A 14288-nucleotide genomic window follows, 5' to 3' on the forward strand; every position below is an offset into this window, starting at 1 on the left:
GCTCAGGCGTTGTCTTCCTCGTAGCGGTCCAGGGTGTCGCTGGCGATCTGCCGGCCGAGGGCGATCAATTCCGGCGCCTTGTAGAACTCGAAGAAGCGGCAGACCCGCTTCGGCACGTTGATCAGGATGTCCGGCGGGTAGCCGGCGATCTTGTACTGCGCCAGCGAGGTCTGCATCACCTCGAAGCTCTGGTTGACCAGTTCCAGCAGCGATGCCGGACCGCTGCTTTCCACCACCGTGGTGCCGCTGGCCGACTTCGGCGAGTCCTTGCCTTGCGGCGCCGCGGCCGGCTGTTGCAGTTGCGGCTCGGCGGGCTCCTCGGATTCCGCCGGAACCGGATGGAGCAGGGCGTCGGCGCTCAGCTCCGGCGGGGTATTGTCGTCGCCGTGGCGGCGGAAGAACGAGAGTTTGTGACCGAGGCTCTCGATCATGCTGTCGAAGCGCCCCTTGAGCGCGGCCGGACGCTCGATCACCGGCAGGTGGTACTGCTTCTGGTTGGTGGCGTTGAGATTGACCGCGATGATCAGGTCGCTGTGGGCCGACACCACCGGCACGATCGGCAACGGGTTGAGCAGGCCGCCGTCGACCAGCATGCGGCTGCCCTGCATGACCGGTGTGAACAGGCTGGGGATTGCCGCCGAGGCGCGCATGGCCTGGTGCAGGCAGCCTTCCTGGAACCAGATTTCCTGCTGGTTGGTGAGGTCGGTGGCAACCGCCGTGTAGGGAATCGACAGGTCCTCGATGTTTACCTCGCCGAGGATCTCGTGGATCTTGCCGAACACCCGCTCGCCGCGGATCGCGCCGAGGCGGAAGCTGACGTCGAGCAGGCGCAGCACGTCGAGGTAATCCAGGCTTTCCACCCACTCGCGGTACTCGCGCAGCTTGCCGGCGGCGTAGATGCCGCCGATCACCGAGCCCATGGAACAACCGGCGATGCAGGTGATCTCATAGCCGCGTGCCTCGAGTTCCTCGATCACGCCGATGTGCGCGTAGCCGCGCGCACCGCCGGAGCCCAATACCAGGGCGACCTGTTTGCTCATCTGCAACCCCTTGCCAATACTGCGTGACGAAGCGAAAACGATACGCGTGTCGCCCGGCCGCCGCCAAGTGCGTCGCGGCGATGCGCGGCCCTTTCCCTGTCCGGAGATCGTTCGATGAAAACCTGGATCGTTCTGCCCGTCCTTGCCCTGACCCTGGCCGGCTGCGCCGGCAAGACCGCCTACCGGGAGAACTGCGCCGACCAGCTGGACGCGGCCTGGAAGGAACTCGACCTGGCCAAGGCCGAAGGCTTCGCCGGCACCGTCAGCTACTCGAAGGCCCTGACCCTGCTCACCGGGGCCAAGACCCAGCAGCAGTTCGAGGCCTACGAGGGCTGCACCAGCAAGGCCGAGAAGGCGCGCTTCTATATCCGCGAGTCGCGCGCCGGGCGCTGAGCCGGGCGCGGCGATCGGTCCTCTGGCGGCGGCGCCGGCTTTGCTAGAATGGGCACTTTTCCGACATCCACGGGAGTACACCGATGAGCGAGGCGATCCGCCTGACCCAGTACAGCCACGGCGCCGGCTGCGGCTGCAAGATTTCGCCCAAGGTACTGGAGGTGATCCTCGCCGGCAGCGGCGCGCAGAACCTCGATCCGAAGCTCTGGGTCGGCAACGCCTCGCGCGACGACGCGGCTGTCTACGCCCTCGACGAGGAGCGCGGGGTGGTCTCCACCACCGATTTCTTCATGCCGATCGTCGACGACCCCTTCGATTTCGGCCGTATCGCCGCGACCAACGCCATCAGCGATATCTACGCCATGGGCGGCGACCCGCTGATGGCCATCGCCATCCTCGGCTGGCCGGTCAACGTGCTGGCCGCGGAAGTCGCCCGCGAGGTGATCGCCGGCGGCCGCAAGGTCTGCGAGGAAGCCGGCATCCCGCTGGCCGGCGGACACTCCATCGACGCCCCCGAGCCGATCTTCGGCCTGGCCGTGACCGGCGTGGTGGAGAAGCGCTTCATGAAACGCAACGACACCGCCGAGGCCGGCTGCAGGCTGTACCTGACCAAGCCGCTGGGCATCGGCATCCTCACCACTGCCGAGAAGAAGGCCAGGCTGCGCGCCGAGGACGTCGGCGTGGCGCGTGACTGGATGTGCACCCTGAACAGGCCCGGCGCGCGCTTCGGCCGGTTGGCGGGGGTCAAGGCGATGACCGACGTCACCGGTTTCGGCCTGCTCGGCCACCTGGTGGAAATGGCCGACGGCAGCAAGCTCACCGCACGCGTGGAGTACGCCGCGGTACCGCGCCTGGCCAGTGCCGAATATTACCTGGAGCAGGGCTGCGTGCCTGGCGGCACACTGCGCAACTTCGACAGCTATGGCGAGCGCATCGCGCCACTGCCGGAAGTGCAGAAGCTGTTGCTTTGCGATCCGCAGACCAGCGGCGGCCTGCTGGTGGCGGTGGCTCCGGAAGGCGAGGCGGAGTTCCTCGCCGTGGCGGCGGAACTCGGCCTGCAACTGGCGCCGATCGGCGAGCTGGTCGAGCGACAGAGTCTCGCGGTACAGGTGCTGTAATGCGCGACAACACCCAGCACTACCGCGAACTGTTTCTCGACGATATCCCCCTGATGGATGTGCGCGCCCCGGTGGAGTACCACAAGGGCGCCTTTCCCAACACTGTCAACCGGCCGCTGATGAACGACATCGAGCGGCAGAAGGTCGGCACCAGCTACAAGCAGCACGGCCAGCAGGCCGCCATCGCCCTTGGCCACGAACTGGTCTGCGGGGCGCTCAAGGCCGAACGGCTGGCGGCCTGGAAAGCCTTCGCCGAAGCCAACCCGAACGGCTACCTGTATTGCTTCCGCGGCGGCCTGCGCTCGCAGATCGTCCAGCAGTGGCTGAAGCAGGACGCCGGCATCGACTACCCACGGGTGATCGGCGGCTACAAGGCGTTGCGCAACTTCCTTTTCGAAACCACCCGCGCGGCGGTCGACGAGTGCGATTTCGTGCTGGTCGGCGGCCTCACCGGTTGCGGCAAGACCGAGGTGATCGCGGCGCTGGACAACAGCCTCGATCTCGAAGGCCACGCCAACCATCGCGGCTCCAGCTTTGGCCGGCGAGCCACGCCGCAGCCGGCGCAGATAGACTTCGAGAACCGCCTGGCCATCGACATCCTGAAGAAGCGTCATCGTGGCGTCGGCCAGTTCGTCCTCGAGGACGAGGGGCGGATCGTCGGCAGCTGCTCCTTGCCGCTGGAGCTGTACCAGGGTATGCAGGGCTACCCGCTGGTCTGGCTGGAGGATGCCTTCGAGCAGCGTGTCGAGCGTATCCTCAGGGACTACGTGATCGATCTGCGCAGCGAGTTCGAGCGCGTGGTGGGCGTGGAGGAGGGCTTCGCCGCCTTCTCCGCCTACCTGCAGAAGAGCCTCGCCGGCATCGTCAAGCGCCTCGGCGGCGAGCGCTACCAGCGGCTGGCGGCGATCCTCGTGCAGGCGCTGGAAGAGCAGGGCCGCGACGGCTCGGTGGATACCCATCGCGGCTGGATCGAGGGGCTGCTCAAGGAGTACTACGACCCGATGTACGCCTTCCAGCGGCAGAGCAAGGAAGACCGCGTCGAGTTCCGCGGCAACCAGGCCGAGGTGATCGGCTACCTGCGCCAGCGTCAGGCGTTGCGGCCATCGTAGTGCTGTACCGGGAGCGCGCTGGCGTCGATGTCCTCCAGGCAGCGCGCGTTGACCGCGGCCATCGCCTGGCCGTCCGGGCCTATGCCTTCGCTGAACGGCGCGCAGCCGCAGGTGGGGCAGAAGTGATGCTGCAGGCGGTGGGTGTTGAAGGTGTAGGTGTGCATCGCGCTGGCCGGCGTCTTCAGCGCCAGACGGTCGCGCGGGACGAACCACAGCAGCCAGCCGCGCCGGCTGCACAGTGAACAGTTGCACTGGATCACCTGGTCGAGGTCGCCTTCGACTTCGTAGGCGATGGTTCCGCAGTGGCAGCTTCCTCGATAGTTCATGGCAGGGCTCCTGGGTGAGGGTAGGGCAAGTCTAGCCGCTGCCTCCAGGTGGCGCAGGGCTGCGGCGCAGACGGTCGCGAGAGCTGCGGGGCTGCGGCATAATCGGCGTCCCCTCCGTCGATTTCCGCGAGACCGCCATGCAACTGGACTTCACCACCATCGCTCCCGCCGAGGCCTATCGCTGGTTGGCTTCCACCGTCACCCCGCGACCGATTGCCTGGGTCTCGACCCTGTCCGCCGAGGGCGCCAGCAACCTGGCCCCGTTCAGCTTCTTCCAGGTGATCAGCGACGAGCCGCCGACCCTGATGGTCAACGTCAGCCTGCGCGACGACGGCAGCCTCAAGGACACCCTGCGCAACGTCCAGGCCACCGGGCAGTTGGTGATCCACCTGGTCGGCGCCGCCCAGGCCGAGACCATGAACGCCACCTCCGCCTGGCTGCCCCATGGCGTGAGCGAGATCGAGACGGTCGGCATCCCTACCGTGTCCAGCGTACGCGTGGCGCCGCCGCGGATCGCCGCGGCGGCGGTGGCCTTCGAGTGCGAGGTGGCGGAGATCAAGCCGTATCCGGCGGAGAACCCCAATTGCCACCTGATCTTCGCCCGCGTGCTGCTGGCCCATGTCGACGATGCCGTGCTGGCCGACGAGCGCCATGTGGATAGCGCCCGGCTCGACCTGGTCGGTCGCCTGGGCGGCAGCCACTACAGCCATACCCGCGACACGTTCAGCATGATCCGGCCCAGGTAGCCGGGCTCAGTCCGGCGCCCGCAGGCACTCGTCGACCGTGCGCCGGCACACCGGCGCCTGGCCCGCGGCCTGGCGTTCCTGCCACTGGCGATAGGCGAACTGGTAGCTTTCCGGATACACCCCGCCGCGCTTCAGCGGCGCCACGATACTCGCGCGCAGCGCCTGTTCGGTCAGCGCCAGGTGCGCGGCCAGGCGCTGGAACTGCCAGGGCTGCTGGCCCTGGCGGCGCTCCAGGACCTCGACGTGGTACAGGCCGTCGGCCGCCGCGCTCGACAGGTTGTGCACGATCAGCCAGCGCGACAGGCCCGGCGCCGCCGGCAACGACCAGAGCGGCTGCTCGATCGGGCCGCTCCAGTCGGCCAGGGTGGGGGCGCACAGACTCAGCGACAGCAACAGCGGCAATACGGGACGCATGGCAAGCTCCTTTTTCCATGGGGCGCCCAGTATGGCTCCGCGCTCGACCGACGTCAGCCCGGATATCCTGGAAACGACCTGCGCATATCTCTCCTGGCCATTATCGTGCCACTACCTTGCCCGGCCGCTCAGGTTCGGCGAAAAACGCGCGACACAGCGGGAAATGCGCACGCAGACGGCGCGTCACGGGGGAGGGGAGTCATGCTGGGGTTGCTGCGCAGGCGTCTGGCCGATCTCGGCACGGCGAAGAAACTGGCCATCGGTTTTACCCTGGTCCTGCTATTGACCGCGCTGGTGGCCGCGCTCGCGGTGCTCTCGCTGCATGCGCTGGGGCAGCGCTTCGCGCGCCTGCAGGAGATGAGCGCGATCAATCGCGACGTGCTGGAGGTTCGCCAGGCCGAGAAGGACTTTGCCCTGCACGGGGAAAAGAGCGACGCCGAGCGCTTGCGCCAGCGCCTGGCCGCGACCCTTGAACGGGTGGGCCGGCTCAAGGCCGACGGCGACGCCGATCAGGCGCTTGGCATGGCCGAGGTGGAGCAGGTGCTGGCGGCATACCTAGAAGCGTTCGGCCGCTTCGAGCAGTCCATCCAGGGACGCCAATTGGCTTGGGAAAGCGCCAGCTGGTCGCTGAACGGCGCCGCCAACAGCCTCGATATCCTCCAGTCCAGCCTGGCCGAGGATGGCGCCTATGCGCTGAAGGAGAGCCAGGGGCACGACGGCGAGCCGCTGTTGCAGCAGGCGGCCCAGGTCGCCCAGGTCAATCGCCTGGTCCTTCAGGGGCTGGACGAGGCCCGCTCGCGTCTCGAAGCGCGCGCCGCGGATGCGCAGGAGGGGCCGCCGAAATCGCTGCGCGAGGCGCTGGAGCTGGCAGCCCGGCTGGAGCAGGCGATCACCGACGATGCCTACGTGTCGGTGGTCAAGGACGTGCTGACCAATATCCGCGGTTTCGCCGACAAGCTCGCCGAGTACCGCGCCAGTCAGCTCCAGGAGCGGCAGATGTACGCCGCCATGGGCGAGCGCGCCGGGCAGGTGATGGCGCGTGTTGACCGTAGCTGGGAGGCGCAGCAGCAGGCCATGCTCCACAGCCTGCGGACAAACTCCCTGCTGATCGTCGGCGCCGCCGTGCTGGCGCTGCTGGTGGGCCTGGGCGCGGCCTTCGGCATCAGCCTGCTGATCGTCCGTCCGCTGCGCCAGGCGATGGGTGTGGCGCAGCGGATCGCCGAAGGCGACCTTGCGGTACGGGTCGACAGCGAGCGGCGCGACGAGGTTGGCCAACTGATGGCCGCGATGCGCGCCATGACCGGCAGCCTGCGCGGTATCGTCAGCCAGTTGCAGGACGGCGTCGGGCGGATTGCCGGCGCTTCCGAGGCGCTGTCCGGCGTTACCACGCGCACCCGCCTGGGAATCGACAGCCAGCGGGCGGAAACCGAACAGGTGGCCACGGCGATGAACCAGATGGCCGCCACCGTCCATGAAGTGGCGCACAACGCCGAGGAAGCCGCGGGGGCGGCGGAAAGCGCCGACGGCAAGGTCAGCGTCGGCCAGGAGGTGGTACGCCAGACCCTGGAGCGGATCGAGCGACTGGCCGAGGCGGTGCGCGCGGCCACCGCCAGCGTCGAGGCGCTGAGCGCCGACAGCCAGCGCATCGGCAGCGTGCTGGACGTGATCAAGAGCGTGGCCGAGCAGACCAACCTGCTGGCGCTGAACGCCGCCATCGAGGCGGCGCGGGCCGGCGACCAGGGTCGAGGCTTCGCCGTGGTCGCCGACGAGGTGCGGGCGCTGGCGCGGCGCACCCAACAGTCCACGGCCGAGATCGAGACCCTGATCGGTGCCTTGCAGAATGGCACGCAGCAGGCGGTGCAGCGTATGCAGCGCAGCCACCAGTTGGTGGACCAGAGCGTCGACGACGCGTTGCAGACCGAGGCGGCGCTGGGCAACATCGCCACGGCGGTGGCGCTGATCCAGCAGATGAACCAGCAGATCGCCGCGGCCTCCGAGCAGCAGAGCGCGGTCGCCGAGGAGATCAACCGCAGTGTCACGGCGATCCGCGAGGTGGCCGATCAGTCGGCCCAAGCCATGCAGTCGACGGCTTCGTCCAGCGAACAACTGGCGGAGCTGGGCCGCGAACTACAGGGCATGGTCAGGCATTTCCGCTTGTAGCCGCGGCCTGGGCGGCGAGTCTTTCCTGCTGGCGCAGCCAGTAGCGATAGGCACTGACCCCGGAGCGCACCGAGCTGAACACCAGCGGCGGCTTGATCTCGCCGAGCATGCTCGAGCGTTGCAGCAGGTCCAGCGTCTGCCCGGTCACCCGCGCCAGCGACAGGTGCACGCCCTGGGCCTTGAGGATCTGTTGCACCTCGTGGAGGGTGGCCAGGCCGCTGATGTCGAGGTTGGTCATGGCTTCGGCGTTGAGCAGCACCGCATTCGGCCGCTCGCTGCCGTCCACCACGGCAAGCACCCGCTGCTTGAAGTAGTCGGCGTTGAAGAACAGCAGGGGGGCGTCGAAGCGGTAGATCACCAGGCCGGGAAGAGTGGTGGCCTGCGGGTACTTGGCCAGCTCGACCTGGCCGTCGATGCCGTGCATCCAGCCGAGCACCGCGTCGCTCGGGCGATAGGTGTAGTAGAGCAGGCGCAGTACGGCGATGCTGACGGCGACGAAGATTCCCGGCAGCACGCCGACGCTGAGCACGCCGACGGTGGTCAGCAGGCAGAGGCTGAACTCGAAGCGGCTGAGCTTCCAGAAGCCCTTCAGCGCCTGCACGTCGATCAGGCCCCAGCCGGCCAGCAACAGGACCGCACCGAGCGCCGGCATCGGCACCCAGCCCAGGGGCTTGTTCAGCAGCAACAGGGTGGCGGCGATCACCAGCGCGGCGACCACGCCGACCAGTTGGGTCTTGCCGCCGACCATGTCGTTCACCGCGGTGCGTGAGTCGGCGCCGCTGATGGCGAAGCCCTGGGAGACCCCGGCGCCGATGTTGGCCAGGCCGAGGGCGACGAATTCGTGGTTGGGGTTGATGCTGTAGCCGTGACGGGCGGCGAAGCTGCGCGCGGTGAGCATGGCGCTGCAGAAGCTGACCACCGTGATGCCGGTGGCGTCGCGCAGCAGGCTTTTCAGTTCCTCCAGGCTGGTCTGCGGCCAGCTCAGTTGCGGCAGCCCGGCCGGTACCTCGCCAAGCAGTTCCACGCCGTAGCGATCCAGGCCCAGCAGCGCCGCGGCGAGGCTGGCCAGGAGGACGCCGCAGAGCGCCCCGGGCAACTGCGGGAAGCGCCGCGGCAGCAGCACCATCAGCAAGAGCGAGAGGCTGCCGAGGATCAGCGTCGGCCAATGGATGTGCAGCAGGTTCTCCAGCAGCGCGAGGATGCCGGCGACGAAGCCGCTGGTCGCCGCCTCGTAGCCGAACAGCTTGCCCAGTTGCCCGACCAGCAGGCTCAGGCCGATGCCGTTGAGGTAGCCGACCAGGATCGGTCGCGAGAGGAAGCTGGCGATGAACCCGGCGCGGGCCAGGCCGGCGACGATGGAGAACAGCCCGACCATGATCGCGACGATCATCGACAGGTCCACCAGGCGCTGCGGATCGCCCGCCGCCAGCGGGGTGATGGCGGCGGCGACCATCGCCGCGGTCGCCGCGTCGGGGCCTACCATCAACTGCCGCGAGCTGCCGATCAGGGCGTAGATCAGCATCGGCAGGATGCACGCATAGAGGCCTACCTGGGGCGGGAAGCCGGCGATCTGGGCGTAAGCGATGGCGGTGGGGATCTGGATTGCCGCTACCGACAGCCCGGCCTGGACATCCGGACGGAACCAGGCGCGGCGGTAGTGGAGCAGGCTATCGAGTCCGGGTACCCAGCGGGCGAGTGGCATGCGGCTGATTCCTTGCAGGCGCGGATGCCGCAGCTTAGCCCGAAGGACAGGCGGCAGGATTGCCGGGAATCATTATTTCTTCAGTGCACACGCTCTTCGAGGCGAGGCGCTATCCGCCGCTTCTTCGCGCCGGCGGCGGACCTCAGACCTTCAACACCAACTTGCCGAAGTTTTCCCCGCTGAACAGCTTGAGCAGCGTTTCGGGAAAGGTCTCCAGGCCTTCGACGATGTCCTCGCGCGATTGCAGCTTGCCTTCCGCCAGCCAGGTGGCCATCTCCTTCAGGCCTTCTGGGAAGCGCTGGGCATAGTCCATCACCACCATGCCTTCCATGCGCGCCCGATTGACCAGCAGCGACAGGTAGTTGGCCGGGCCGCGCACCGCTTCCTTGTTGTTGTACTGGCTGATCGCCCCGCAGAGGACGATGCGTGCCTTGAAGGCGATGCGGGTGAGCACTGTGTCGAGGATTTCGCCGCCGACGTTGTCGAAGAACACATCGATACCCTTCGGGCATTCGCGCTTGAGTCCGGCGGCGAGGTCTTCGTTCTTGTAGTCGATGGTGCCGTCGAAGCCCAGTTCTTCGACCAGGAAGCGACATTTCTCGGCGCCGCCGGCGATGCCCACCACCCGGCAGCCCTTGAGCCTGGCGATCTGCCCGGCAACGCTGCCCACCGCACCGGCGGCGCCGGAGATCACCACGGTCTCGCCGTTCTTCGGCTGGCCGACGTCGAGCAACGCGAAGTAGGCGGTCATGCCGGTCATGCCCAGCGCCGAGAGATAGCGTGGCAGCGGCGCGCGGGACGGGTCGACCTTGTAGAAACCCTTGGGCTCGCCGATGAAATAGTCCTGCACGCCGAGGGCGCCGTTGACGTAATCGCCGGCCTGGAAGCCGGGGTGCTTCGAAACCAGCACCTTGCCGACGCCGAGCGCACGCATCACCTCGCCGATCCCCACCGGCGGGATGTAGGAGCGGGCGTCGTTCATCCAGCCGCGCATCGCCGGGTCCAGCGACAGGTACTCGTTCTTCACCAGGATCTGGCCCTCGGCCGGTTCGCCGAGCGGGGTTTCGACGAAACTGAAGGTGTCGCGGCCGGGCAGCCCGCTGGGACGCTGGGCCAACTGGTATTGCCGATTGATCTGGGAGGTCATGGCAGGGCACTCGAATGTCGGGAAACAGGCCCCTAGGGATAGCTGGCGCCGGCGCCGGCGGCAAGCGAAGGCGAGTGCGGAAATGACCGGTCATCTATGCCGATGATTCGCCGCCATCAGTCTTATCAGCGGGCTGGATGGCCCATCCTCCAGTCCCCTGATAGTGCTATGCCTTGCGCCGGCCCTGGCTAGACTGGCGCGGCCCGGTTCCGTCGCGGTTGGCGGAAGGCGATTTTCCGAGGAGCAGCAGATGAGCAAACTTCTTTCCGGCCAGGTCGCACTGGTCACTGGCGGTGCGGCGGGCATCGGCCGCGCTACCGCGCTGGCCTTCGCCGCCGCCGGGGTCAAGGTGGTGGTCGCCGACCTGGACAGCGCCGGCGGCGAGGGCACGGTCGAGGCGATCCGCCAGGCGGGAGGCGAAGCCCTCTTCATTCGCTGCGACGTCACCCGCGACGCCGAGGTCAAGGCGCTGGTAGAGGGTTGCGCAGCGGCCTACGGCCGTCTCGACTATGCCTTCAACAACGCCGGTATCGAGATCGAGCAGGGCAAGCTGGCCGACGGCAACGAAGCCGAGTTCGACGCCATCATGGCTGTCAACGTGAAGGGCGTCTGGTTGTGCATGAAGCACCAGATCCCGCTGATGCTGGCCCAGGGCGGTGGCGCGATCGTCAACACCGCCTCGGTCGCCGGGCTCGGCGCGGCGCCGAAGATGAGCATCTACGCTGCTTCCAAGCACGCGGTGATCGGCCTGACCAAATCGGCGGCGATCGAGTACGCGAAGAAGGGCATCCGCGTCAACGCCGTGTGTCCGGCGGTGATCGACACCGACATGTTCCGCCGCGCCTACGAGGCCGACCCGCGCAAGGCCGAGTTCGCCGCCGCGATGCATCCGCTGGGTCGGGTCGGGCGGGTCGAGGAAATCGCCGCCGCGGTGCTCTATCTGTGCAGCGACAACGCAGGCTTCACCACCGGTATCGCCTTGCCGGTGGACGGCGGGGCGACGGCGATCTGAGCGGGCGGCGATACAACCGGGATGCCCCGGCGCGGGGCATTCGCATTCTGTTACAGGTCGGCGCGCGGTTTGGCGCGCCAGGCCACTGCCGGGGGACTAACCTGGGTCGAGAATCCGGGGCCTGAGCCCGTCTCCATCGCATCGGAGCAATAACAATAATGACCGCCGATCCCATCCTGACCCTGTTCCTCCCCATCGCCCTGGGCATCATCATGCTCGGTCTCGGACTGTCCCTGACCCCGGCCGACTTCCTCCGCGTGGTGCGCTACCCGAAGCCGGTGCTGGTCGGCCTGGTGTGCCAGATCGTCCTGCTGCCCCTGGCCTGTTTCCTGATCGTCCAGGGCTTCGCCCTGGAGGCGGCCCTGGCGGTCGGCATGATGTTGCTGGCGGCCTCGCCCGGCGGCACCACCGCCAACCTCTACAGCCACCTGGCGCATGGCGACGTGGCACTGAACATCACCCTGACCGCGGTGAACTCGGTGATCGCCATCCTCACCATGCCGCTGATCGTCAATCTGTCGCTGCAATACTTCATGGGCGACGGGCAGGCGATTCCCCTGCAGTTCGGCAAGGTCGTGCAGGTCTTCGTCATCGTCCTCGGCCCGGTGGCCATCGGCATGCTGCTGCGCAACCGCCTGCCGGCCGTGGCGGATCGCCTGCAGAAGCCGGTGAAGATCCTTTCCGCGCTGCTGTTGCTGGTGATCATCCTGCTGGCGCTAGCCAAGGACTGGCAGACCTTCGTCACCTACGCGCCGGTGGTCGGGCTGGCCGCGCTGGCCTTCAACCTGCTGAGCCTGGCGGTGGGCTACTGGGTGCCGCGCCTGCTGCGCCTGCCGAAGGCCCAGGCGGTGGCCATCGGCATGGAGATCGGCATCCACAACGGCACCCTGGCGATCGCCCTGGCGCTGAGTCCGAGCCTGCTGAACAACAGCACCATGGCGATTCCGCCGGCGATCTACGGAGTGCTGATGTTCTTCACCGCGGCGGCCTTCGGCTGGTGGGTCAGTCGTGGCCACCAGGCCGCGCCGGCGCCCGTGACGGCGCCGGACTGAGGTCGGTCAGCCGCGCCGCCAGTTGAGCACGAACTGAGTCAGCAGGCCGGCCACCAGGCCCCAGAACGCCGAGCCGATGGACAGCAGGGTAAAGCCGGAGGCGGTGACCATGAAGGTCACCAGCGCGGCCTCGCGCTGGCGCTCGTCGGCCATCGAGTTGGCCAGGCCGTTCATGATCGAGCCGAGCAGGGCGATGGCGGCGATGGACAGTACCAGTGCCTTGGGGAACGCCGCGAACAACGCTGCCAGGGTGGCGCCGAAGGTTCCTGCGACGCAGTTGAAGAAGCCGCACCAGAGCGCCGCGGTATAGCGCTTGTGCGGGTCCTCGTGGGCCGAGGGACCGGTGCAGATCGCCGCGCTGATCGCCGCCAGGTTGATCCCGTGGGAGCCGAACGGTGCCAGCAGGATCGAGGCGATGCCGGTACTCGAGATCAGCGGCGAGGCCGGCACCTGGTAGCCGTCGGCGCGCAGCACGGCGATGCCGGGCATGTTCTGCGAAGCCATGGCGACGATGAACAGCGGGATGCCGATGCTGATGGTGGCGGCCAGGGAGAAGCTCGGCGTGGTCCACTCCGGTACCGCCAGTTCCAGGCGGAACCTGCTGAAGTCCAGTTGGCCCAGTATCCCGGCCAGCAGCACCCCCACCAGTAGCGCAGCGAACACCGCATAGCGCGGCGAGAAGCGTTTGCACAGCAGATAGCTGAAGAACATCGCCAGCACCAGCAGGGTCTGTTGCTCGGCGGCGTTGCAGATCTCGATGCCGATGCGGAACAGCACCCCGGCCAGCAGCGCCGAGGCCAGCGAGGAGGGAACCTGGCGCATCAGGCGTTCGAAGCTGCCGGTGACGCCGCACAGGGTGATCAGGAGGGCGCAGACGATGAAGGCACCGATCGCCTCGCTGTACGGCACTCCGGGCAGGCTGCTGATCAGCAGCGCCGCGCCGGGGGTGGACCAGGCGATCACGATCGGCACCCGGTAGCGCAGGGTCAGGCCGATGGTCGCCAGGCCCATGCCGATCGACAGGGCCCAGATCCACGAGGAAATCTGCGCGCTGCTGAGACCGGCGTTCTGCCCGGCCTGGAACATCAGTACCAGCGAGCTGGTGTAGCCGGTGAGCATGGCGACGAAGCCGGCCACCACGGCGGCGGGAGAGGAGTCGGCGAACGGACGCAGACGAGGCTGGGGCTGGGTGGTTTCGGTCATGCCGGGTACTTCCATGGAGTGTGCGGGACGACCGGGCACGGCGGTGGGCGGAGCCACGGGGCAGGTTGCGCGAGGCGCGGAGTGCCGATCATCTTTTTCTGTTTTGCGCAGCCTAAACAGCCGGCCAGGGGCTGTCCCGGTACAGCCGCGGACATAGTTGGCCATACAGTCGCAGCTGCCGGAAGCTGGCGGAGCTGGTAACTTCCCGGCATTTGCCGAGGAGCTTCGCCATGGATGCAAACCCCTACGCCACGCCGCGTGTCGAATTGGTCGAGCAGGGCATACCGGATGCTTTCCGCCGGCGCTGGACGCTCGCGCAACTGCGCATCCTCGCCTGGCTCTGCCTGGCCTCGATAGCCGGCGGCGTGGTGCTGATGGTGCTCAGCCTGCTGGAGGCATTCGGCGACGGCGCCGCGTTCAGGGTCTACGCCGACTGGCTGGGCCTGCTCCTCAGCCTGCTCGGCGCCTACCTGCTGCTGCGGCTCAAGCACCTGGTCGAGTCGCGCTTTCGCGGCCCCTCGCTGGCCTGGCCGGTATGGTTGTCGATTCTCCTGACCCTGCTGGGCGAGGGCTGGAGCCTGCTGGCGGTTACCGACGATGCGCTGCAGGGCTGGAACTGGCAGGCGCTGGTGTACTTCGCGCTGCTTGCGCTGATCGGCGCTACCACCCTCTGGCTGGGCCTGCGTCTGCTCAAGCAGGAAAACCTCTATCCGTCGCTGCGGATCATGGCCTGGCTGGACATCGCCGGCGGCGCGATGCTGGCTTCGGTGCTGTTGCTGGTGCTGGCGGTACTGCCGCTGCTGGCCGCCACCGTGGCCATGGCGCTGGCCTGCTGGCGCGCGGCGCGGGAGTTGGAGCGGAGCTAG

Annotated in this window: 14 protein-coding genes; 8 read left to right on the forward strand and 6 right to left on the reverse strand. The window is 67.7% G+C overall.

Features of this window, described 5'->3' with window-relative positions; all coding sequences use genetic code 11:
• Positions 1-2 precede the first annotated feature (2 nt).
• Complete coding sequence (locus HMPREF1224_RS38910; RefSeq protein WP_003087542.1) at positions 3-1040, reverse strand: patatin-like phospholipase family protein; 1038 nt, start codon at positions 1038-1040, stop codon at positions 3-5.
• Positions 1041-1154: 114 nt separating this feature from the next.
• On the opposite strand from HMPREF1224_RS38910, the gene HMPREF1224_RS38915 reads away from it, so the two are divergent.
• The 3 genes from HMPREF1224_RS38915 to mnmH all read left to right on the forward strand — a co-directional run bounded on the left by HMPREF1224_RS38915 (position 1155) and on the right by mnmH (position 3660).
• A complete protein-coding gene (locus HMPREF1224_RS38915) occupies positions 1155-1433 on the forward strand; it encodes a hypothetical protein (RefSeq protein WP_003097836.1) in 279 nt (92 codons plus the stop codon).
• Between the two features lie 83 nt (positions 1434-1516).
• Positions 1517-2551, forward strand: a complete 1035-nt coding sequence (gene selD, locus HMPREF1224_RS38920; protein ID WP_003087546.1) for a selenide, water dikinase SelD — start codon at positions 1517-1519, stop codon at positions 2549-2551.
• Positions 2551-3660: a tRNA 2-selenouridine(34) synthase MnmH gene (gene mnmH / locus HMPREF1224_RS38925; RefSeq protein WP_003087548.1), complete on the forward strand. Its 1110-nt coding sequence runs from the start codon at positions 2551-2553 to the stop codon at positions 3658-3660. Before selD ends, mnmH begins: the two co-directional genes overlap by 1 nt.
• On the opposite strand, the gene HMPREF1224_RS38930 is transcribed toward mnmH, so the two are convergent.
• A complete protein-coding gene (locus tag HMPREF1224_RS38930; RefSeq protein WP_003087550.1) occupies positions 3639-3986 on the reverse strand; it encodes a GFA family protein in 348 nt (115 codons plus the stop codon). The two genes, mnmH and HMPREF1224_RS38930, sit on opposite strands and share 22 nt — an antisense overlap.
• 137 nt (positions 3987-4123) lie before the next feature.
• Here HMPREF1224_RS38930 and HMPREF1224_RS38935 point away from each other — a divergent pair, with 137 nt between their 5' ends.
• Entirely contained in the window at positions 4124-4732 is a 609-nt protein-coding gene (locus HMPREF1224_RS38935) for a flavin reductase family protein (RefSeq protein ID WP_003097831.1), read from the forward strand.
• 6 nt (positions 4733-4738) lie between these two features.
• Here HMPREF1224_RS38935 and HMPREF1224_RS38940 read toward each other — a convergent pair whose 3' ends face one another.
• On the reverse strand, positions 4739-5146 hold the full coding sequence (locus HMPREF1224_RS38940; protein ID WP_003117744.1) for a DUF5086 domain-containing protein: 408 nt from the start codon (positions 5144-5146) through the stop codon (positions 4739-4741).
• A gap of 201 nt (positions 5147-5347) precedes the next feature.
• Here HMPREF1224_RS38940 and HMPREF1224_RS38945 point away from each other — a divergent pair, with 201 nt between their 5' ends.
• Positions 5348-7306, forward strand: coding sequence for a methyl-accepting chemotaxis protein (locus HMPREF1224_RS38945; RefSeq protein WP_003114601.1), 1959 nt, complete (start codon positions 5348-5350; stop codon positions 7304-7306).
• On the opposite strand, the gene HMPREF1224_RS38950 is transcribed toward HMPREF1224_RS38945, so the two are convergent.
• Together HMPREF1224_RS38950 and HMPREF1224_RS38955 are read right to left on the reverse strand one after the other, a co-directional pair.
• Positions 7287-9008, reverse strand: a complete 1722-nt coding sequence (locus HMPREF1224_RS38950; protein WP_003097828.1) for a SulP family inorganic anion transporter — start codon at positions 9006-9008, stop codon at positions 7287-7289. The genes HMPREF1224_RS38945 and HMPREF1224_RS38950 overlap by 20 nt on opposite strands.
• 142 nt (positions 9009-9150) lie before the next feature.
• Positions 9151-10155 carry an NADP-dependent oxidoreductase gene (locus HMPREF1224_RS38955; protein WP_010794011.1) on the reverse strand — a complete coding sequence of 335 codons (1005 nt, stop codon included), beginning with the start codon at positions 10153-10155 and terminating at the stop codon, positions 9151-9153.
• 250 nt (positions 10156-10405) lie between these two features.
• On the opposite strand from HMPREF1224_RS38955, the gene HMPREF1224_RS38960 reads away from it, so the two are divergent.
• Both HMPREF1224_RS38960 and HMPREF1224_RS38965 read left to right on the forward strand, forming a co-directional pair.
• Complete coding sequence (locus HMPREF1224_RS38960) at positions 10406-11167, forward strand: SDR family oxidoreductase (RefSeq protein WP_003087566.1); 762 nt, start codon at positions 10406-10408, stop codon at positions 11165-11167.
• A 158-nt stretch (positions 11168-11325) separates the two neighbouring features.
• On the forward strand, positions 11326-12219 hold the full coding sequence (locus HMPREF1224_RS38965; RefSeq protein WP_003163430.1) for a bile acid:sodium symporter family protein: 894 nt from the start codon (positions 11326-11328) through the stop codon (positions 12217-12219).
• A 6-nt stretch (positions 12220-12225) separates the two neighbouring features.
• Here HMPREF1224_RS38965 and HMPREF1224_RS38970 read toward each other — a convergent pair whose 3' ends face one another.
• On the reverse strand, positions 12226-13422 hold the full coding sequence (locus HMPREF1224_RS38970; RefSeq protein ID WP_003087572.1) for a benzoate/H(+) symporter BenE family transporter: 1197 nt from the start codon (positions 13420-13422) through the stop codon (positions 12226-12228).
• Positions 13423-13652: 230 nt separating this feature from the next.
• Between HMPREF1224_RS38970 and HMPREF1224_RS38975 the strand changes: the two genes are divergently transcribed.
• Positions 13653-14288 (forward strand): hypothetical protein, encoded by a 636-nt coding sequence (locus tag HMPREF1224_RS38975; RefSeq protein ID WP_003163429.1) that lies wholly within the window; start codon positions 13653-13655, stop codon positions 14286-14288.

Source organism: Pseudomonas sp. P179, assembly GCF_000478485.2.
Taxonomy (GTDB): domain Bacteria; phylum Pseudomonadota; class Gammaproteobacteria; order Pseudomonadales; family Pseudomonadaceae; genus Pseudomonas; species Pseudomonas aeruginosa.